This is a genomic window from Streptomyces sp. NPDC004031, from assembly GCF_053604375.1.
This window is the reverse complement of the sequence record NZ_JBSGHL010000031.1, coordinates 23,444-44,441: the sequence shown is the minus strand read 5'-3', so window position 1 is coordinate 44,441 and position 20,998 is coordinate 23,444. Positions and strand designations below refer to the sequence as shown.

The 20,998-nt window shown below is 76.9% G+C and carries 13 protein-coding genes; 8 read left to right on the top strand and 5 right to left on the bottom strand.

Annotation, left to right across the window (positions count from 1 at the left end; genetic code table 11):
• Nucleotides 1-21 precede the first annotated feature (21 nt).
• Complete coding sequence (locus ACWERV_RS20555) at nt 22-1,134, bottom strand: aminoglycoside phosphotransferase family protein (RefSeq protein WP_452934947.1); 1,113 nt, start codon at nt 1,132-1,134, stop codon at nt 22-24.
• Between the two features lie 238 nt (nt 1,135-1,372).
• Here ACWERV_RS20555 and ACWERV_RS20550 point away from each other — a divergent pair, with 238 nt between their 5' ends.
• The gene (locus tag ACWERV_RS20550; RefSeq protein ID WP_398179462.1) at nt 1,373-2,857 is read left to right on the top strand and encodes a DNA-binding protein NsdB; all 1,485 of its coding nucleotides are present in this window, start codon (nt 1,373-1,375) and stop codon (nt 2,855-2,857) included.
• A gap of 126 nt (nt 2,858-2,983) precedes the next feature.
• On the opposite strand, the gene ACWERV_RS20545 is transcribed toward ACWERV_RS20550, so the two are convergent.
• The gene (locus ACWERV_RS20545; protein WP_452934944.1) at nt 2,984-4,450 is read right to left on the bottom strand and encodes a PP2C family protein-serine/threonine phosphatase; all 1,467 of its coding nucleotides are present in this window, start codon (nt 4,448-4,450) and stop codon (nt 2,984-2,986) included.
• A gap of 406 nt (nt 4,451-4,856) precedes the next feature.
• On the opposite strand from ACWERV_RS20545, the gene ACWERV_RS20540 reads away from it, so the two are divergent.
• The 4 genes from ACWERV_RS20540 (at nt 4,857) to ACWERV_RS20525 (ending at nt 10,300) form a co-directional block, all read left to right on the top strand.
• Nucleotides 4,857-6,284, top strand: a complete 1,428-nt coding sequence (locus ACWERV_RS20540; RefSeq protein WP_452934941.1) for a HEAT repeat domain-containing protein — start codon at nt 4,857-4,859, stop codon at nt 6,282-6,284.
• Nucleotides 6,285-6,647: 363 nt separating this feature from the next.
• On the top strand, nt 6,648-7,766 hold the full coding sequence (locus ACWERV_RS20535) for a glycosyltransferase family 4 protein (protein WP_452934938.1): 1,119 nt from the start codon (nt 6,648-6,650) through the stop codon (nt 7,764-7,766).
• On the top strand, nt 7,763-8,905 hold the full coding sequence (locus ACWERV_RS20530) for a glycosyltransferase (RefSeq protein WP_452934937.1): 1,143 nt from the start codon (nt 7,763-7,765) through the stop codon (nt 8,903-8,905). The genes ACWERV_RS20535 and ACWERV_RS20530 overlap by 4 nt, the downstream gene beginning before the upstream one ends.
• A gap of 447 nt (nt 8,906-9,352) precedes the next feature.
• Nucleotides 9,353-10,300: an SGNH/GDSL hydrolase family protein gene (locus tag ACWERV_RS20525; protein ID WP_452934935.1), complete on the top strand. Its 948-nt coding sequence runs from the start codon at nt 9,353-9,355 to the stop codon at nt 10,298-10,300.
• Here ACWERV_RS20525 and ACWERV_RS20520 read toward each other — a convergent pair.
• The 3 genes from ACWERV_RS20520 to ACWERV_RS20510 form a co-directional block, all read right to left on the bottom strand.
• On the bottom strand, nt 10,189-11,079 hold the full coding sequence (locus tag ACWERV_RS20520) for a 5-oxoprolinase subunit C family protein (RefSeq protein WP_452934931.1): 891 nt from the start codon (nt 11,077-11,079) through the stop codon (nt 10,189-10,191). The genes ACWERV_RS20525 and ACWERV_RS20520 overlap by 112 nt on opposite strands.
• A gap of 328 nt (nt 11,080-11,407) precedes the next feature.
• Nucleotides 11,408-12,010: a 5-oxoprolinase subunit B family protein gene (locus ACWERV_RS20515; protein ID WP_452935044.1), complete on the bottom strand. Its 603-nt coding sequence runs from the start codon at nt 12,008-12,010 to the stop codon at nt 11,408-11,410.
• A 94-nt stretch (nt 12,011-12,104) separates the two neighbouring features.
• The gene (locus tag ACWERV_RS20510; protein WP_452934928.1) at nt 12,105-12,917 is read right to left on the bottom strand and encodes a LamB/YcsF family protein; all 813 of its coding nucleotides are present in this window, start codon (nt 12,915-12,917) and stop codon (nt 12,105-12,107) included.
• A gap of 137 nt (nt 12,918-13,054) precedes the next feature.
• Between ACWERV_RS20510 and ACWERV_RS20505 the strand changes: the two genes are divergently transcribed.
• From ACWERV_RS20505 to ACWERV_RS20495, 3 genes are all read left to right on the top strand, one after another.
• The gene (locus tag ACWERV_RS20505) at nt 13,055-14,602 is read left to right on the top strand and encodes a hypothetical protein (protein WP_452934926.1); all 1,548 of its coding nucleotides are present in this window, start codon (nt 13,055-13,057) and stop codon (nt 14,600-14,602) included.
• A gap of 146 nt (nt 14,603-14,748) precedes the next feature.
• Entirely contained in the window at nt 14,749-15,597 is an 849-nt protein-coding gene (locus ACWERV_RS20500) for a hypothetical protein (protein WP_452935041.1), read from the top strand.
• Between the two features lie 72 nt (nt 15,598-15,669).
• The gene (locus tag ACWERV_RS20495) at nt 15,670-20,991 is read left to right on the top strand and encodes a hypothetical protein (RefSeq protein ID WP_452934923.1); all 5,322 of its coding nucleotides are present in this window, start codon (nt 15,670-15,672) and stop codon (nt 20,989-20,991) included.
• The last annotated feature ends 7 nt before the right edge of the window (nt 20,992-20,998 follow it).

Genomic DNA, 20,998 nt, shown 5'->3' with positions numbered 1-20,998 from the left:
CCCCGCGCTCAGCCCGACCGGTCAGCGGGTGCCGACCGCCGCGCGCACCGCCCTGCGGGCCAGCCCGCAGTCGTCGTGCAGCCGGCGCAGCAGCAGCCGCTGCTCCTCGCCCGTCTCGGCGGCGCCCGGCGCCACCGGGGCCGTGGAGCGCATCGTGCGCTGGACGGCCGTCTCGTAGGTGCGGATCTCCCGCGTCAGCACGAGCATCAGGTTCACCAGGAACGCGTCCCGTGCGGCGGGGCCCTGGCTCTGCGCCTGCTGGCTGATCTGGCGGCGCGCCGCCTCGTCGTCGCCGAGCACCGACCACAGCACCGCCAGGTCGTAGCCGGGCAGGTACCAGCCCGCGTGCTCCCAGTCGACCAGCGACGGGCCGGCGGGCGACAGCAGCACGTTGGACAGCAGGGCGTCGCCGTGGCAGAACTGGCCCTGGGCGTGCGCCAGCCCGTGCAGCAGCTTCTGCAGGTCGCCCATGTCCCGGTCGGTCAGCAGGCCCAGCTCGTGGTAACGGCCCAGCCGCGCCGCGTAGTCGATCGGCGCGTCGAAGGAACCGGCGGGCGGGCGCCACATGTTGATCCGCGCGTACGCCGACAGGGCCGCCCGCACGTCGCCGCGGGCCGGGGCGTGCGAGGGGTGGCGCTGCGGCGAGACCACCCGTCCCGGCATCCGCTCCATCACCAGCACGCAGCTCTCCGGGTCGGCGGCGATCAGCCGCGGCACCCGCACCGGAGGACGGTGCCGGACGAAGGTGCGGTAGGCCGCTATCTCGTGGCGGAAACGATCCGCCCACGCGGGGGAGTGGTCCAGCAGGCACTTCGCGACGGCCGGGGCGCGGCCCGAGGTGCCGACCAGCAGGGCGGTGCGGCCGCCGCGGCGCAGCAGCTGGACGGGGGTGAACTCGGGACAGATCCGCTGCACCGCGGCGACCGCGGTACGCAGCTGGGCTCCCTGCGGGCCGGTCAAGTCGAGTCTCCCGCTCAGCGGATGGGTCCCGCCGAGCGTCGCGCGCCGCAGGCCGGCCGCCGGCCGTGGCCGGAGCGCCGGTTCGGGCACGGAGGGGAAGCCCGCGCGGGCCGCGGCGGGCCGGGCCGGTGCGGGACGGGGCGGGGCGGACACGGAGGACGATGCCGAATACATGGGAGGAAACGATCCCTTCGTGTGCCAGCAGGTGAGGAAACGCCGGGCCCCGGCCCGGCACCGCACCCTGGGGAATGCGGCGCCGGGACGGGGTGGCGCGTTCCTACCTGACACCCCGGGGGCCGTGGCAGACCATCTGGCGGACCCTGGCGAACCCTGGCGAATAGTCACGGGGCCCATGTCGGGGGGATGCCGGGGGGAATAGTGTCAACAGCGCCGAGGAACCTGGGGGCTTGACGTGGGCAATGTGGCCAACACCCGACTCGCGGACCTGTTCGCACTCACCGGCTGGTCCAAGGGCGAGCTCGCACGGCTGGTCAACCGGCAGGCGGCGGCCATGGGCCACCCGCAGCTGGCGACCGACACCTCGCGGGTGCGCCGCTGGATCGACACCGGGGAGTCGCCGCGCGATCCCGTGCCGAAGGTGCTGTCCGTGCTGTTCACCGAGCGTCTCGGCCGTGTCGTGACCATCGAGGATCTCGGGTTCGACCGGCGCCGGCAGACGACCAGGAAGAAGGCCGGTGACGGCCTTCCGTGGGCGCCGGACAGAACGGCCGCGGTCCTCACCGAATTCACGGGAATGGACCTCATGCTCAACCGACGCGGTCTGGTGGGCGCGGGCGCCGCGCTCGCCTCCAGCACCGTCATCAGCAACGCCATGTACGACTGGCTGCACTCCGACCCGGCCCTCGCGGCCGACGCCCCGGTCCTCGACAACCCGCTGCACGCCGACCCCGCCGACTACGACCGCTACGAGGCGGCCCCGGTCGGCTCGCAGGAGGTCGACTCGCTGGAGGCCTCCGTCCAGGTCTTCCGCGCCTGGGACGCCTCGCGCGGCGGCGGGCTCCAGCGCAAGGCCGTCGTCGGCCAGCTCAACGAGGTCGGCGGCATGCTCTCCTACCACCACCCGGCGCACCTCCAGCGCAGGCTGTGGGGCGTGGCCGCCAACCTCGCGGTCCTGGCCGGCTGGATGTCCCACGACATCGGCCTCGAACCCACCGCGCAGAAGTACTTCCTGATCGCCGCGCACGCCGCGCGCGAGGGCGGCGACCGGCCGCGGGCCGGCGAGGCGCTCTCCCGTGCCGCCCGCCAGATGGTGCACCTCGGCAAGCCCGAGCAGGCACTGGACCTGATGAAGCTCGCGCAGTCCGGCGCGGGCGAGCAGTCGCTGCCGCGCACCCGCGCCATGCTGCACACCATCGAGGCCTGGGCGCAGGCGTCGATGGGACGCGGCCAGGCGATGCGCCGCACGCTCGGCGAGGCCGAGGAACTGTTCGTGTCCGACCGCACCGAGGGCCCCGCGCCCGACTGGATGCAGAACTTCGACGAGGCCGACCTGCACGGTATGCAGGCGCTCGCCTACCGCACCCTCGCCGAGCACGACCCCGCCGCCGCCGCCCAGGCGCAGCACCACGCCAAGCAGGCGCTCGCGCTGCGTACCGACGGCCACGAGCGGTCGACGATCTTCGACTACCTGTCGCTCGCCTCGGCCTGCTTCATCGCCGACGACCCCGACCAGGCCGACCGCTACGCCCGGATGGCGCTGCTCACCATCGGCCAGACCTCCTCGCACCGCACCTGGGACCGGCTGCGCGAGATGTACCGCCTCACCGGGCGCTACTCCGACTACAGCCGGGTGCAGGACCTGCGCAAGGAGATCGAGTCGAAGCTGCCGCGGCAGAAGGGGGGAGGCACCGGCGCCGCCCGCTACCGTGAGGTCTGAGCGCCTCGCCGGGCACCGGTACTTCGCACTCCTCACCCCTCAGGCCCAGGACGTCTTTCCGGCTGTCCGCTGCCGCTGACACGGCATCGTACGGCCGTCTTCCGGTGCGCGCCGCGCTGGTGCCGTTCAGCCGATCCTGGCGATCAGCACGCACGCGTCGTCCTCGCGGTCCGGGGTGCCGAACTCCTCCGCCACCAGCCGTACGCAGTCCTGCGCGCTCCTGGCGGCGGTGAGCCGCGGTGCCATGGACAGCAGCCGGTGCCCGCCCCCGTCGGCATCCTGGACGCCCCGGCCGTCGGCCGTGGCGCGCCGCGGAACGAGTCCGTCGGTGTGCAGCACCAGCAGGTCGCCAGGCGCGAGCTGCTCGGTGGCCTGGGCGTACTGCGCGCCCGAGGTGGCGCCGAGCAGCACGCCGTCCGGCGCGTCCAGCAGCCGCCCTGTCCCGTCGCGGAAGAGCAGCGGGGCGGGGTGGCCGGCCTGCGCCCAGTGCAGCACCCGGGTGCCCGGGTCGTAGCGGCAGCACAGCGCGCTGCCCAGCGCGGGCTGCGGGGAGGTGTCGAGCAGTTCGTTGAGCCAGCCCATCAGCGGGCCGGGCTGGAGGCCCGCGACGGCCATGCCGCGCAGCGCGCCGAGCAGCATCGCCATGCCGGACGTGGCGGCGACGCCGTGGCCGGTGAGATCGCCGACGGTCAGTAAGGACGAGCCGTCCGGCAACTGCATCGCGTCGTACCAGTCGCCGCCGATGAGCGCGCTGGTCGCCGACGGCAGGTAGTGCGCCGCCAGATCCATCGTGGTCGGCCCCCCGTCCTGCGGGAAGCGCTGGGCGCCGCGCCACGGGGGCAGCACGGCTTCCTGCAGCTCGACCGCCATCCGCCGCTCGGTCTGTGCGATCTGCCGCTGCCGCTGCAGCGACTCCCTGGTCTCGCGCAGGGTGCGCTGGCTGCGCCGCAGGTCGCTGACGTCCCGCAGCACCGCCCACATCGACTCCGTGCCGCCGTCGGTGCCGAGCACCGGCTCGCCGACCATGTGCACGGTGCGGACCGAGCCGTCGCCGCGCACGATGCGGAACTCCCCGTCGATCGGGCGCCCGTCCACCAGGCAGCCGGTCACCATGCCGGTCAGCAGCGCCTGGTCCTCGGCGAACAGCCACGACGGCAGCTCGTCCAGGGTGAGCGGCCCGTCGTCCGGGGTGCGGCCGAAGATCCGGAAGAGCTCGTCCGACCAGTGCGCGGTGTCGGTGAGCAGATCCCACTGCGCGCTGCCCGCCCGGCCCAGCGCGCCCACGGCGGCCGCGTCGGGCCCGCCGTCGCGCAGCGGCACGTCCAGCAGCGGCGGCCGCCCGTCGGGCGTGGCGGTGTCACCGAGCCCGTCCCGCAGCTGCCCGAGGTGGGTGCCGAGGTCGTCGAGCTGGTGCACCGCGAGGTCGCACAGCGCGCGCCGCCAGCGCAGCTGGGGATCGGTGTGGCCGTCGCCGTCGCGCAGCATCGCGTCGACCCGCGTCCGCAGCTGACGCGCCTCGGTGATGAGCGCGTCCACCGCACCGGGGTCGGGCAACTGCGCGGCGGTGTGATCCGCATGCGTTGGGGACGGCATGACGCACTCCGAACGTGTCTGCTGGCAGGCGCTCTCGGCCGTGGCGGACGGAAGGGGCCGGTAACGACTGTTGCACAGGGAGCGATGGGCCGTAAGGGTTTCCGCGATACCCGATCCGGTGGTGCTTCTGGCATATGCCACGTGCTCAGCGCGTTTTGCGCCACCCGATGGCCGTCCGGCCGCTGTTGCGCGGACACCTGCCCGACCTGCTGGAGCCATCTTGCTCCTGGTCGCGGGGGTACCGGAAGCGACAGCGCGGCCCTGAGTCGGTAGGCTGCGGCCGCCCGTCCCCCTCGTGGTCCGCCCCTGCCGCCAGGCATGAAATGCCCGGTGGCCGGTAAGGATGCCGGGCATCAGCAGCGGAAATCCCGTTGCCATGGAATCCCCCGCACCGGATGCTGACCTCATGTTCGACCCAGACATAGCGCCCAGTGGCACTCTTCTCGGCCTCCTCCAGCGGGGGCGCGGAGACGGGCCCCTGCACGCCCTCGCGGCGCCCCGGGCCGAGGCACTCGCCGCCCTGGAGCACTGCGTGCTGCGCGACCCCCGGCTGGACTGGCGGGTCGAGTCGCGCTCCCTCTACTACGCGCGGCTCTACTCCGACCTGGAGGGCCCGCTCGACGGGATCGAACAGCACCTCTTCCAGCCCGACGACGTGATCGCCCCCGACGAGCACCGCTGCGGCCTGGCCCTGTCCGTCCTCGGCCACCTCGCCGGATACGGCAGGCGGGACGCGCTGCGGCTGCTGCGCCGCTACGCCGCGACCGGCGGCTGCTGGGAATGGGCCCTCGACGAACTCGCCGTCCGCGACGGGGAGGCCGGGCTGCGCGCCCTCGGCCCCGCCGTCGTCGCCCGCTTCCCGCAGACCCCCGAGGGCGAGGCGGACCTCGCCCGCGCCGTCCGCGAGGCCTACGAGCCCCGGCCCTGGCAGCTGTGGGCCGAGGACGCCGTACACCCCGCGACCGCCGAACGCGTCCGGCGGGCCGGCGAACAGGTCAGCTTCGACCGCTGGCAGCGCCAGATGCGCTCGGCCGGCCCCACCCCCGGCTGGGGAGTCGCCGCCGTCCTGGACTGGGCACAGCAGGGCCTGGACGCCCACCCCGCCGTCGAACGGGACCAGCCCGCCGCCCGCTGCCTGGCCGCCGTCGCCGGGCCCGAGGACCGCCCCGCGCTGCTCGCGGCCGCCGAGCACGGCCCCTCCGCCGCCCGCGCCGCCGCCCTCAGGCACCTGTCCGACCGCCGCGACCCGCGCTGCCTCGACCTGATCGGCGCCGCCGCCGAATCCGCCGACGAGCGGGTGGCGCGGGCGGCCGTCGAATCCTTCGAACGCATGCACGACGACGACGCCCTGGAACGCGCCCGCGCCTGGGCCCCCCGCACCGACGCGCTCGGCGCCGCCGCCGCCCGCACCCTCGCCCGGCACGGCGGCCCCGCCGACAGCGAACTGGTCCTCGCCGCGCTGCGCCGCGCCGTCCGGAACGACGGCGCCGACGCCGAGGGCATCGAGCCGCTCGTCGAGGGCGCCGGCCGGCTCGCCGCCTGCCACGCCGCACCCCTGCTGCGCCACCTGTACCGCGAGACGGCCAGCTCGCAGCTGCGCGGCACCGCCGCCCGCGCCCTGGCCGCCGCCGACCCCGGCTTCGCCGCGGGCTTCGCCGTGGAGTGCCTGTGGGACTGCGAGGAGGCCACCCGCGAACTGGCCGCCCACCGCGCCGCCTCCGGCGACGTCCGGGTCCTGACCCAACTGCGCCGCCTCGCCGCCGATCCGGCCGAGGAGGCCGAGGTGCAGACCGCCGTCCGCGGCAGACTCAGCTCCGGCGGCACCGCACGCTGAGCGCACGGGCGTAGGCGCCGTCGTCCCGCGCGGGCGCCACGGTGGGCGACGGTGCCCGCGGGACGCGTCCCGGCGGGAGGGCGCGGCGCGACTGGCCCGGCGACGCGGGGTGTGCCGGGTGGACCGGAAGGTGGCTTGCGCGGCGGATGCCGCGGCCGGTGGGTAGGACGCTGTCCGAGGCTCGACGGGGCCGTCGCCATGGGCCGGGTGCACCGCCCCGGGGGCTTCGGGCGGCCCGCACGGACGCGTGCGCCGTGGCCGTCCTGCCCGGAGGGTCAGGCGCGGGCCAACGCTCACGGGGCGTTCCCCTTCGGGAAAGATCCTCGTGGCCGTGACAACGTCCAGTCCGGCGACAACCTCCGTATGAGAGTCGCCATCGTCACGGAATCCTTCCCGCCCGACGTCAACGGTGTCGCCCACTGCGCCCTGCGCACCGCCGAACACCTCGCCAGGACCGGCCACGACCCGCTGGTCATCGCCCCCGCAGGACCGGGCGACCAGCAGTCCGACGACCCGTGCCCGGTCGTCCGCGTCCCCTCGCTCCCGCTGCCCGGCTATCCCCAGGTCCGCGTCGCGCTGCCCGGCCGCCGCACCGCCGCCGCGATCGCCGCGCACCGCGCCGACATCGTCCACCTGGCCAGCCCCTTCGTCCTGGGCGTCCGCGGCCAGGCCGCCGCGACCCGGCTGCACATCCCCGCCGTCGCCGTCTACCAGACCGACCTCGCCGGATACGCCAGGACGTACCTCAACGCCGGTGAGGCCGCCGCCTGGCGCCGGATCCGCGCCGTCCACTCCGCCGCCGCCCGCACGCTCGCCCCGTCCAGCGCGTCCGTCACCGCGCTCACCGAGCACGGCGTCCCCCGCGTCCACCTGTGGCCGCGCGGCGTCGACGCGGTCCGCTTCCACCCCCGCCGCCGCGACGACGCGCTGCGCCGCGAACTCGCCCCGCGCGGCGAGCTGATCGTCGGCTACGTCGGCCGGCTCGCCGCCGAGAAGCACGTCGAACTCCTCGCCGGGACCTGCGAACTGCCCGGTGTGCGGGTCGTCGTGGTCGGTGACGGCCCCAGCGAGCCCGGCCTGCGCCAGGCGATGCCGAGCGCGGTCTTCCTCGGCCGCAGGACCGGCGACGACCTCGCCCGGATCTTCGCCTCCCTCGACGTCTTCTGCCACACCGGCCCCTTCGAGACGTTCTGCCAGACCGTCCAGGAAGCCATGGCCAGCGGCGTCCCCGTCGTCGCGCCCGCCGCCGGCGGCCCCCTCGACCTCGTCGACCACGGCCGCACCGGCCTGCTCGTGCCGCCCGGCGACGACCTCGCGATCCGCACCGCCGTCCGGCTGCTGCACGCCGACCCGCGGCTGCGCCTGCGCTACGGGGCCGCCGCCCGCGACACCGTCGCCACCCGCAGCTGGGAGGCCGTCGGCGACCTGCTGCTCTCCCACTACGACCAGGTGCTCGGCGAGCGCGCGAAGGTCGCCGCATGAAGACCTCCGGCCTGCGCATCGTCCGCGTCGCGAACTTCGTCACCCCCGTCTCCGGGGGCCTGCGCACCGCGCTGCGCCACCTCGGCGAGGGGTACGCGGCGGCGGGCCACGAACCCGTCCTCGTCATCCCCGGCCCCGAGGCGTCCGACGAGACCACCCCGCAGGGCCGCGTCATCACCCTGCCCGGCCCGGAGATCCCCGGCAGCGGCGGCTACCGGGTCCTCGCCCGCCGCGCGCCCGTCGCCGCCGTCCTCGAATCCCTGGCGCCCGACCGGCTGGAGGTCTCCGACCGCACCACCCTGCGCTGGACCGGCGAATGGGCCCGGCGGCGCAGGGTGCCCGCCGTCATGGTGTCGCACGAGAGCGCCGACGGCGTCCTCGGCACATGGGGCGTCCCGGGCGCCGCCGCCCGCCGCGCCGCCGACGCGCTCAACCGGCGCACCGCGCACTCCTACACGCGCGTCGTGTGCACCACCGCGTGGGCCGAGGCGGAATTCCGCCGGATCGGCGCCCGCAACGTCGTCCGCGCCCCGCTCGGCGTCGACCTCAGCGGCCTGCACCCCGGCCACCACGACCCCGGCCTGCGGGAGCGGTACGCGCACGGCGCCGCCGTCATGCTCGTGCTCTGCTCCCGGCTGAGCCCCGAGAAGCGGCCCGACGACGCGTTGCAGGCCCTCGCGCACCTGCGGCGGGCCGGCGTCGACGCCGCTCTCGTCGTCGCGGGGGAGGGGCCGCTGCGCACCCGCCTCACCACCCACGCCAGGTCGGCACGGCTGCCCGTGACCTTCCTCGGCCACGTCGCCCGCCGCGAGGACCTCGCGGCGATCCTCGCGACCGCCGACGTCGCGCTGGCCCCGGGCCCCGTCGAGACCTTCGGGCTCGCCGCCCTCGAAGCGCTGGCCTGCGGCACGCCCGTGGTGGCCAGCGCCCGATCCGCCCTCCCCGACATCATCGGCCCCGCGGGCGGCTCCGGCACGACCCCCGCGGAACTGGCCGCCGCCGTCCGCACCCTCCTCGCGGTACCCGCGCCCACCCGCCGCACCCGCGCCCGCCACCGCGCCGAGCTCTACACCTGGCCCGCCGCCGTCTCCGCCTTCCTCACCGCCCACACCGCCCTCCCCGCGGACCTCCCCCGATGAGCGCACCCCCTCAACGACGCGAGCAACCGCGCACCCTGCCCCGTCCCGGCGGAGGTTCGCGAACAAACGGGCCCCGGCAGCCCGTGCCGAGGGGCGCGCAAGCCACCCGGCGGCGCCAGGCGGCACCCGCTCAGGGGCGCGAGGAACTGCGCGCCCAGCCCCGTCCCGGCGGAGGTTCGCGAACAAACGGGTCCCGGCACCCCGTGCCGAGGGGCGCGGGGAACTGCGCGCCCGGCCCCGAGGGTGGGGAAGGCACCGGGCGGCGCCAGGTGGCAGCCCCTTCAGGGGCGCGGGGAACTGCGCGCCCGGCCCCGAGGGTGGGGAAGGCACCGGGCGACGCCAAGTGCCAGCCCCCTCAGGGGCGCGGGGAACTGCGCGCCCAGCCCCCACGGCGCGCAAAGCACCCGGCGGGACCAAGTGGCAGGCCCGCGGTGAAAGGCCACGCCCATGAGTGAGCTGAGATTCGCCGCCCTCGGCGACTCCGTCAGTGAGGGCCTCGGCGACCCCGCGCCGGCCGGCGGCTGGCGCGGCTGGGCCGGCATCCTCGCCACGAGCCTCGACGCCGACTTCCTCAACCTCGCCCGCAGCGGCGCCCGCAGCGGTGACGTGGCCGGCCCGCAGTTGAGCGCGGCGCTCGACTACCGCCCGCACCTCGCCTCCGTCCTGGTCGGCGGCAACGACACCCTGCGCGGCGGTTTCGCGATCGACCGCACCGCGGCCGAACTCCACACCGTGCTGGGCGCGCTGCGCGCCCGCGGCACGGTCGTGCTCACCGCCTGCCTCCCGGACCCCGGCTCCGTGCTGCGCTTGCCGTGGCCGCTGGCGCGCCCGCTGGGCCGCCGGATGAGCGCGCTCAACGACACCGTGCACGCCCTGTCCGCGCATCATGGGGCCCTGCATCTGCACGCCGCCCGGCGGCCCTGGGCGACGAGCCCCGGCGCGCTGAGCGCCGACCGGCTGCACCCGAGCGAGACCGGGCACCGGATGCTGGCCGCCGATTTCCACGGGCTGCTCGTGGGGGCGGGCCTGGCCGTGGGGCCCGCGCCGCGGCTCGCGCCGGACGGTCCGCCGCCGGGCCGCACCGCCTCGGTGTGGTGGATGGCGACGCGCGGGACGAAGTGGGTCGCGGACCGCTGCACGGACCTGCTGCCCGACCTGCTGCGGCTGGCGGCGGAGGAGTACCGGCACACCGCCCGCGGCACGGCGCCGCTCCTCGACCACGCCGCCCGGGAGGAGACCGCGCGGGCCCTGGACGCGCTGGGCGTCGAGGCGGCGCCGCCGGTTCACACCGCGGGCCGGGCCGAACGCAGTACGACGAAGCGGATCCTGCTGCCCGGCACGGACTGGGCCGCGGCGGGCAGCGACTCCTCGGGCACGACGCCGATCACCGGGTAGCCGCCGGTCGTCGGGTGGTCGGCGAGGAAGACGACGGGGCGCCCGTCCGGCGGCACCTGGACGGCGCCGGGCACCATGGGTTCGCTCGGCAGTTCCCCGTCGCGCCCGTCCGCCCGCCGCAGTGCGGGACCGGCGGTGCGCAGGCCGATCCGGTTGGAGGCGGGGGAGACGACGTAGGCGCCGGTGACCAGTTCGGTGAGCGCGCCGGGCGCGAACCAGTCGTCGCGCGGCCCCGGCACCAGCGGCAGGACCAGCTCACCGCCCGCGGGCCCGTACGGCAGGACGTCGGCGGCGGCGCAGCCGGCACCGCGCTCGGAGCCGACGGGCAGTTCGGCGCCGTCGGTGAGCGGTGCGGGTCCGAGCCCGGAGAGCAGGTCGGCGGAGCGGCTGCCCAGCACCGGTTCGACGGCGAGTCCTCCCGCGACGGCGACGTACGAGCGCAGGCCGGCCGTCGCGGCACCGACCTCCAGGACCGCGCCGTCCGGCACCCGCACGGGCGCGCCCCACGCCGCGGGCCGCCCGCCGACCCGTACCGGGCAGGGCGCCCCGGTCACGGCGACGAGCAGCGGGCGTACGGCCCGCACCGCGCAGCCGTTGACCGTCGTCTCCAGCGCGGCGGCCCCCTCGGTGTTGCCGACCAGCCGGTTCGCGAGCCGGTACGCCGGTACGTCCAGCGCCCCCGAACGCGGCACCCCCAGATGCGCGTACCCGGCGCGCCCCAGGTCCTGGACGGTCGTCAGCGCCCCCGCCCGCACCACGACGAACCCCGTGCCGCTCACCGCCCACCCCCGTCCGCCGCAAGGCCCCGATCGCCGCCGGACCGCCGCCGCCCACGAGCGGATACGGCACCGGCCGCCGTGACGGCCCCGCCCGCGGCCGGCCCCCGCCGGGCACCGGCCGACCGCACGCACTCCCGCCCGGGGGCGCGGTGCCCGCCGCCCCACCGCCACGGGGAGCGCGCCCGCGCGGGAGTTCGACTCCGGCTCCCGCCGCCCGCGAACCGGCACAGAAGCGTGGTGGGTGGGCTCGGCTCCGGCTCCCACGGCCACCGGAGCGGCCGGGAGGCGTGGCGCGCCCGCCCGGTCCGGCCGCCGTCCGTCCGGCGGGTCATGACGTCACCTCCACGAAGCGGACCTCCGTGCCCGGCGACAGCAGGGCGGCCGGGGTGCGGGACGGCTCCCACAGGGCGGCGTCCGTCGTGCCGATGAGCTGCCAGCCGCCGGGGGAGGAGCGGGGGTAGGCGCCCGCGTAGGGGCCTGCCAGGGCGACCGAGCCCGCGGGGACGGCGGTGCGCGGGGTCGGGCGGCGCGGGACGTGCAGCTCGGGCGGGAGGCCGGTCAGGTAGGCGAAGCCGGGTGCGAAGCCGCAGAAGGCGACTCGGAAGGGTGTCGCCGTGACGATGCCGGGCAGCTCCTCCGGGCGGACCGTCCACAGCGCGGCCACCTCCGCCACGTCGGGCCCGTCGAAACGCACCGGCAGCTCCCGCGGCTCGCCGTCGCCCGGTACGACGGGCGGCACCTCCCAGCCGGTCACGGCGGCGGCGAAGCCGCGCGGATCGGCGAGGCCCGCGACCAGTACCGTGCGCGCGGCGGGCACGATCTCCCGCACCTCCGCGAACTCCCCGGCGGTGCGCCGCCGCAGCAGTTCGGCGTGCAGCGCCTGCGCCCGCTCGCCGTCCTCGGTCTCGACCAGCACCGCGTCGCGCCCCATCGGCAGCACCCGGCATCTCACGCCGACCTCACCTCCCGGGAGCGGCCCGCCGCCCGCCGCCGCGCCACGCGTCCTGAACCGGCCGCCCCGTACGTCATACGAACGCCGCCACCCGCAGCCCGGCGCCCTCCAGCGCCTCCCGGACCCGGGCGGCGAGCCGGGCGGCGCCCGGCGTGTCGCCGTGGACGCACAGCGAGCGCGCCGCGACCGCCACCGGCTGCCCGTCCACGGCCACCACTCCCGCGCCGGAGGCGATCCGCACCGCCCGCTCCACCACCGCGTCCGGCTCGCCGACCACCGCACCGGGCTCGCGGCGCGGCACCAGCGTGCCCCGCGGGGTGTACGCGCGGTCCGCGAACGCCTCGGCCACCGCGGGCAGTCCGGCGGCGGACGCGGCCGCGAGCAGTTCCGAGCCGGGCAGCCCCAGCACGGGCAGCCGCCCGGCGAGCAGCACGCCCTCGACGATCGCGGCGGCCTGCTCGGCGTCGTGCACCGCCCGGTTGTAGAGCGCCCCGTGCGGTTTGACGTACGCCACCTCCGCGCCCGCGGCCCGTGCGAAGACCTCCAGCGCCCCGATCTGGTACGCCACTTCCGCCGCCAGCTCGCCCGGCGGCACGTCCATCGCCCGCCGCCCGAAGCCCGCGAGGTCGCGGTAGGACACCTGCGCCCCGATCCGCACCCCGCTCGCCGCGGCCCGCTCGCACACCCGCCGCATCGTCGCCGGATCGCCCGCGTGGAAGCCGCACGCGACATTGGCGCTCGTGACGACCTCCAGCAGCGCGTCGTCGTCGGTGAGATGCCAGCGGCCGAAGCCCTCGCCGAGATCGGCGTTGAGATCGACGACCGCCCCGGCCGTACCGCCGCCGGAGTCCGCGGCCGCCTCGCCGCCCGCGCCGCCGTCCGCCATGCCGCTCGCCGTCCTCTCCCTGCCTGCGCCCGGTCGGCCGGCCCCCGCGCCTGCCGATACGATGCCGGTGGACCGATCATGGCATCCCGCACCGACAACGGGCGTCCGCCCCGTGCCGATCCGTGCCGTTTCGTGCGATGTCGGTGGCACCGCCTAGGGTGTGGGGCGTGACCACGACCGTCCCGTATCCGCTGCCGGGTGCCCCCCGGCCGGCTCCGGGCCCCGCCGCAGACGAGGGCCTGGCCCGCCGTCTCAAGGCGCTCGCCTGCACCGCCCCGCTGCACGACCTGGACACCCGCAAGGCGAATCTCGCGGGTGAGTATTCGGTGTACGCGATGGCGGAGGTCGCGCTCGCCGCGATCGACCTGGTCACCCTCCACATGGACTTCGACACCGGCGCCGACCACGACCAGATAGTGGCCAGGCTGATGCCCCGGGTCGCCGCCCAGACGCCGTCGCGCTCGCACGCCGAGCACGAGCGGGTCGCCCGCTGGGTGCTGGAGAACCTGATCAACGTCGGCAGTGCCGACCGCGGATTCCGCGCCGTCTACGGCACGTTCGGCCCCGACGGGGAGTACGTCCGCAGGGACTACGACTTCAAGCTCGTCGAGGAGGTGCCCGGCCCCGGCGGCAGCGTCTACCTGCGCGCCACCGACGAGGCCGTCAACGTCCTGGTCGGCGCCCTGGACACCGACGTCACCAGCGCCCAGATCGCCGCCGAGGTCAAGCTGGAGGTGCTGATCAGCCGGGGCAGGCTGGCCGACGCCCAGCTCGCCGCCGAGCAGGCCCGCTACCGCACGGTGCAGTACGCCGAGACGCTGCGCCGCACCCTGGAGGCGACGCGGCGCAACGTCCGGGCGGTCGACTGGCTGCGGCAGGTCCCCGACCTGATCAGCGAGGCCCTCGACCATGTCGCCGACCGCTACCGGCACGAGAACGCGATCCTGACCAACATCCGCAAGGCGCGCGACGAGGCCGAGGATCCCGAGCACAAGCGGCGCGCCGCCGAACTTGTCGACATCGTCAAGGACTGCATCCGGCGGCACACCCAGCTCCAGTCCCGGCTGCTGGAGGCCGGCCCGCTCTTCCGCGCCGAGCAGGACCGGCAGGCCTTCGCCACGCCCCCCGCCCGCGCCGGGCTCGACCTGTACGGGCAGCTCGTCGCACCGCTGCTGCCGCTGCCGGTCGAGCAGGCCTCCCGGGTCACCGACGCCTTCTTCGCGCGCGGCACGGGCCTGCGCACCCCGTCCGCCGTCCGCGTCACCGACCTGGTCGAGCTGCTGCTCACCCCGCCGCTGGAACGCGACCACCTCGGCGCCGAGATGCCCGAACCCGATCTCGTCGCCACCCCGGACGACAGCCGCTTCTCCGACGAGCAGCTCGAAGCCGCCCTCGACCTGCTGGACCTGCCGCACGACGCGCCGCGCCGGCTGTCCGGGCTGCTCGCCCGCGCCCGCGAGATCGACCCCGAACTGCCCTACCTGGTCGCGCTGCTGGCCCTGCACGCCGCGTCGCCGCCGGTGGGCACCGCCGTACGGCAGGGCGAACCGCAGCTGCTCTTCGCCGTCGACGACGGCACCGAACTGGACGACCCGGAGTTCGGCGGCGCCGACCTCGTCCTCGGCACCGCCCGCCTGGAGAGCCGCCCCGCGGAGCCCAAGGAGCACAAGGAGAGGACGCCGTGACCGACGACCGCGAGGAGCGCACCGACCGCCGGGGTGCGGCGGCCCCCGCCCCCGGCACGGGAACGGGCCGCGACACCGCGTACGAGGCCCCCGACGCCCCCGACACGTACGACCAGCCCCGCGAGGCCCCGCGCGAACGGGACGGGCTGCGCGACCGGGAGGGCGCCGCGCTGACCGCCGGGGACGTCGCCGACGCCGCCCGGCTGGTCGGCTTCGGCCTCCAGCCCAAGCTGCTGCCCGCCCGTGACGCCGAGTACGCCGAGCTGATCCGCCGCCACCGCGAGGACCCGGGCTTCGCCCGCACCGCCGACGCGGTCGCCGCCGGGCTCGGCCTGATCGTCCTGGAGGTCTCGCCGCGCGCCGGAATGGCCGTGGCCGCCGCCGAGGACTCCGTCTTCGCCGTCCGCATGGGCGACTACGCCCGGCGCGCCGCCTCCGACGCCGGTGACCGCTTCCTGCACGGCCTCGCCCACCTGGCCGCCGCCGCGCTCGCCTTCCCCCGCCCCGAGGACCTCGCGGACGACGGCTACATCGGCCGTATCACCGTCAACGGGGTGGACGCCTTTGTCCGCCAGGCCTGCCGTCGGCTGGAGGAGCGGGCCGACGAGAGCGGCGAGATCACCGACCCGGCGAGCGACGCTCCGGGCCTCGAAGCCGCCTGGCGGGTCTACAGCAGGCGCAGCGCGACCGGCGCGACCAAGGACGCCCGGCGGCTGGCCGGTTCCACCACCGGCATCATCGCCAAGGCCGTCGCCTTCCTGGTCGACTCCGGCTTCCTCCAGCGCACCGGCGACGAGGCGGGCGGCACGTTCCGCACCACCGCCCGCTACCAGCTCCAGGTCCGCGACATGGCGGGCAGCGCCGCCATGGCCGAACTGCTGGAACTGGGCGTCGTCCCCGTCACCGACGGCACCGCGAGCCTGCTGCCCGCCGCCTCCGACGACGGCACGGACCTGGTCGCCGACGCGGGACTGCCCTTCCACACCCCCGCCTGACCGCCCGCCCGGCCCCAGAGCCCCGACCCCGACCACCCGCCACCGACCCACCCAGCCACGAGAGTCCGCCGCATGTACGAGCTTTCCCGACTCCGCCTCTACTCCATCGGGCCCGCCGGCGCGCGCTACGCCGACACCGTGCTCGATCTGCGGGGCGTCGGCGAACCCGTGCCGCAGCCCGCCCCGGCCCAGGGCGACTTCTTCGCGGACGAGCCGGCCGGCCCGCCGCGCCGCCCTGCCCCCGCGGGCGTGCTCTTCCTGGAGAACGGCGGCGGCAAGTCCGTCCTGCTCAAGCTGATCTTCTCGGTCATGCTGCCCGGCCACCGCAACACCCTGGGCGGCGCCAGCTCCGGCGTGCTGCGCAAGTTCCTGCTCGCCGACGACTGCGGGCACGTCGCCCTGGAGTGGCAGCACACGCTGACCGGCGAACTGGTCGTCGTCGGCAAGGTCAGCGAGTGGCGCGGCCGCCAGGTCTCCACCGACCCGCGCAAGTTCGCCGAGGCCTGGTACTCCTTCCGCCCCGGGCCCGGCATGAGCCTGGACTCGCTGCCGGTCGCCGAGTCCACCGCGGTGCGACCGCCCGTCGAGGGCGCCTCCGGGGCACGCGGCCGGCGCCGCACCATGAAGGGCTTCCGGGACGCCCTCACCGAGGCCGGCAAGGCCTACCCGCACCTCGACGTGGTGTGGGAGGAGATCCACGACCGCTGGAACGAACACCTCGGCGACCTCGGCCTGGACCCCGAACTCTTCCGCTACCAGCGCGAGATGAACGCCGACGAGGGCGAGGCCGCGGGCCTCTTCGCGGTCAAGAAGGACTCCGACTTCACCGACCTGCTGCTGCGCGCCGTCACCGACACCCGCGACACCGACGGCCTCGCCGACCTCGTCCACGGCTTCGCCGGAAAACTCGGCCGCCGCGCCGAACTCACCGCAGAACGCGACTTCACCGCCGGCTCCCTCGACCTCCTCCAGCGCATCGCCGACAGCGCCGAGGCCCGTGACCAGGCCCGCGCCGTCCACGCCCAGTCCGAGCGCCGCACCCGGCTGCTGGCCCGCCGCCTCACCGCCCGCGCCCGCCAGGAACGCGACCGCACCGCCGACATCGCCCAGGACATGGCGCAGGCCGCGCACGCCGTCACCGACGCCGGGCAGGCCCGCGCGGGCAGCGCGCTCACCGCCGCGGAGATCGCCTACCGGCACGCCTCGCTCGCGCTCGCCGCCGCGGACAAGGGCGCCACCGCGCTGCGCCGCGAACTGGCCGACGCGCGCACCCTGCACTCCGCCTGGCAGGCCGCCGAGACCGTGCTGCGGCAGCGCGCCGCCGAGGACCGGCTGCACCGCGTCAGCGTGGCGATCCGCGAGGCCGAACGGGACGCCGCCCCCGCGCTCGCCGCCCGTACCACCGCCGCCGCCGACCTCGTCCGCGCCCTGCACGGGGCCGCCGCCCGCGCCGAGGCCCAGGCCGACACCGAGGAGGAGCGCTCGGCGCAGCTCCAGGCGCAGTCCGAGGCCGCGCACCGCGACGCCACCGCCGCCGCCACCGAGGCGCAGCGCGCCCGCAGCGAGGCCGGGCACCTCGCGCAGCGCCTCGCCGAGGTCGAACAGGAGACCGCACAGGCCGTACGGTCCGGCTGGCTCGACGACTCCGCGCCGGACGCCGACCCGGCCCACGCCGCCCTCGCCGCGGCCGACGCCGAGGAGACCGCCGCCGACCTGGCCCGCGCCGCCGCCGAGTCCGCGCGTGCCGCCGCCACCCGGGCGCGGGAGGCCGCCGGGACCGAATCCCGCGCCGAACTGGCCGCGGCCCGCGCCGCCGACGCGCTGTCCACCGCCGAATCCGCCCTCACTGCGGCCACCGTCGCCGCCACCGCCCTGACCGCCGAGCCCCGCATGACCGCGCTGCTCAGCCTCCCCGCCCCGCGCGCGGCCGAGACGGACACCCCGCCCCCGTCCGTGACGGTGCCGGGCGCCCGCACGGGCGGCGGCCCCCCGGCAGCCGAGCCGAACGCGGGCGGCCGAGCCGCGAACAGCCCGGGAACCCCGGGCGCCGCCCCGGCAAGCGCGGACAACGGCCCGGCCGGGTCCGGCGTCCCGCACGCGACGGGCGACGCATCCGCCGACTCCGGCGAGGCGGGTCCGGACGGTTCGGGCGACGCACCCGGCGGATCAGCGACGGGCAGCGCCGGTGGCGCTTCCGGGGACGCGGGTACGGCCGCCGGCCCCGGTGGTCCGGGCAACGGCCCGGCCGGGTCCGGTGCCCCGCACGCGGCGGGTGACGTACCCGGCGGCTCCGGCGTACCGGGCGTGACGGGCGGCGGGTCCGCCGTCCCGGGCCAAGGGGGCTCGGGCGGCGCACCCGCCGGCCCCGGCGCTCCGGGCACGGCGGACGGCGTCTCCGGTGAGGCGGGTCCCGGCGGCCCGCGCGGTGCGTCCCCGGACGGGGGTACCGCCGCCGGGTCCGGGGCCGCGGCCTCGGACGGGCGGTCCGGCGACCCGGGCGGCGCCGCGCGCGGGCGCTCCGCCGCGGCTGCCGAAGTCCGGTCCGGGGGCGTGCGTGCCTGCGTCGTGCCGGTGGAGTTCGCCGACGGCGACGACCTCACCCCCGCCGTGCTCGACGACTTCGCCGAGCCGCTCCGCGAACTGCTCGACGGCGCCGTCGCCTCCGCCGAGCGCCAGTTGTTCGACCTGCGCACCGCCGCGGCCGACGACGCCCGGATCCTCGCCGCGCTCGGCGACGGCGGGCTGCTGCCGCCCGGTCCCGACGTGCTGGCCACCGTCGAGTTCCTCGGGGAACACGGCATCCCGGCGCTGCCGGGCTGGCGCTACCTCGCCCAGGCCGTCGACCCGGCCGACCACGCCCTGGTGCTGGCGTCCCGCCCCGAGCTGGTCGACGGCGTCGTGGTCACCGACGCGGGCTCCTACCAGCGGGCCCGCGAGGTGCTGGAGCAGGCCGCGCTGCTGCCGCGGTCCGCGGTCGCGGTCGGCACCGCTGCCGCGCTGCTGGCCCCGCCGCCCGCGACCGGTTCCGGCAGCCCTGACCTCTTCCTCGTCCCGCCGAACCCGGCGATGCACGACGAGTTCGCGGCGGATGGTGAGCGGCAGGCGCTGCGCGCCCGCGCCACCGCGCGCGAGGAGGACATCCGGACGCTGGCCGCCCGGCTGGCCTTCGACCGTACGCTCGCCGCCCGGCTCGCCTCGTGGCGCGCGGCCTGCCCGCAGGGGCGGCTCGCCGAGCTGGCCGACGAGGTCGCCGCGGCGCGCGAGACCGTCCGCCGTACCCGTGCCGAGCTGGGCGACGCCCGTACCGACCGTGCCGAGGCCGAGGCGGCCGCCGCCGAGGCCGCGCAGGACAGCGACGTCCGCCGGGCCGCGGCCGAGCAGGCCCGGCGTGCGGCCGACGCGCTGTCCGGGCTCGCCCACCGGCTGCGCGAGCGCACCACCTGGCAGCGCCGGGCGCGCGAACTGGCCGCGGACGCCGCCGAGGCGGAGGCCCGTGCGGAGGCCTGCCTCGCTCGGGCCCGCGCCGCGGACGAGGACCGCCGGGCCGCTCAGCGCGCGTCCGACGACGCCCGCCGTACCGCCCGTGTGCTGCGCGCCGAGCGCGCCGAGATCGCGGGCGCGCCCGACGAGGGCGGCCCGGAACCGGACGCGACCGCCCCGGCCGTGTCGCTCCCCGCGCTGCGGGAGGCCTACCGCGCGGCCTCCGAGGTCTACGAGAAGGTGGGCGTCGGCGCCGATCTGCGGGCCGAGCAGGCCCGCGCGGAGAGCACCGAGAACGCCGCGCTCGTCGAGCTCGACCGGCTGACCAACAAGGTGCGCAGCCGCGCCGCCCAGCTGCTGGAGGGCCCCGACGGCGCGGACGGCCCGTCCCGGCAGGCAGCCGCGGCCCGCGCGGAGGAGCTGGTGCAGACGCTGGAGTCGCGTGCGTCCGCCGCCAGCGAGCAGCTCGGCCGGCTGCGCGGCGAGGCCGAGCGACTGGCGCCCGCCGACGGCGAGCCGCACCACACCGAACTGCCCGAGGCCCTGGTGCCGCGCGACGCCGAGCACGCCCAGGAGCTGCTGCGCGCGGCCACCGCCGAGGTCGCCGCCCGGACCGACGCGCTGGAGCAGGCGACGGCCGCGCACGCGGGCCTGGTCGCCGCGCACCGCGCGGCCGAGGACGCCGCGGGCGGCTTCGACGAGACGGCCGCGCTGCTGCGCGACCTGCTGCGGGACGGGCCCGGCCCGCAGCAGCCGGAGGAGGACGAGCCCGAGCCGTACCCGGGCAGCCAGGAGGCCGCCCGGCAGGCGGCGGCCGAGGCCCGGCGCAGTCTGCGCGGTTGCGCGGCCGACCTGTCCGCCGCCGAGACGCGGCTGCGGGAGGCCGCGGACGTCCTCGTCCGGCACGCCAACGCCGTCCGCTTCGAGCAGGTCAGGACGCCGGCCCGGCAGCAGATCCGGGAGCTGCCCGCGTCGGCGCTGCCCGAGCACGCGGCGGCGTGGGCGGCGGCCTTCGCGCCCCGGCTGCGGGTGCTCACCGATGAGCTGGCGCAGTTGGAGCGCAACCGGGAGATCATCGTCGACCGGCTGCGCGGCCTGGTCGAGTCGGCGCTGGCGACGCTGCGTTCGGCGCAGCGGCTCTCCCGGCTGCCGGAGGGGCTGGGGGAGTGGTCGGGGCAGGAGTTCCTGCGGATCCGGTTCGACGATCCCGACCAGTCGGTGCTGACCGAGCGGCTCGGCGAGGTCATCGACGAGGCGACCAGGTCGGCGCTGCGCAAGAACGCCGATCTGCGGCGCGACGGCATGTCGCTGCTGCTGCGGTCGGTCGCCGCCGCGCTCCAGCCGCGCGGTGTCGCGGTCGAGATCCTCAAGCCGGACGCGGTGCTGCGCGCCGAGCGCGTCCCGGTCGGGCAGATGGGCGACGTCTTCTCCGGCGGCCAGCTGCTCACCGCCGCGATCGCGCTCTACTGCACAATGGCCGCGCTGCGCAGCAACGACCGTGGCCGGGACCGGCAGCGGCACGCCGGCACGCTCTTCCTCGACAACCCGATCGGCCGCGCCAACGCCACTTACCTGCTGGAGCTCCAGCGGGCCGTGGCCGACGCGCTGGGCGTGCAGCTCCTGTACACGACGGGGCTGTTCGACACCACCGCGCTCGCCGAATTCCCGCTCGTGGTGCGGCTGCGCAACGACGCGGATCTGCGCGCGGGCCTGAAGTACATCAGCGTCGAGGAGCATCTGCGGCCCGGCCTGCCGGTGCAGGACGCGCAGGGCGAGCAGATCCACGGCGAGATCACCGCCACCCGTATGTTCCGCCGCCCTCCGGAGGCCCCGCAGCCCGCCGCCGGGCCGTCCCCGGCGGAGCCGTCCGCCGGGGACCCGCAGTCCGCGCCGGAGGCGCCCGGCGGCTCCTGACCCGCCG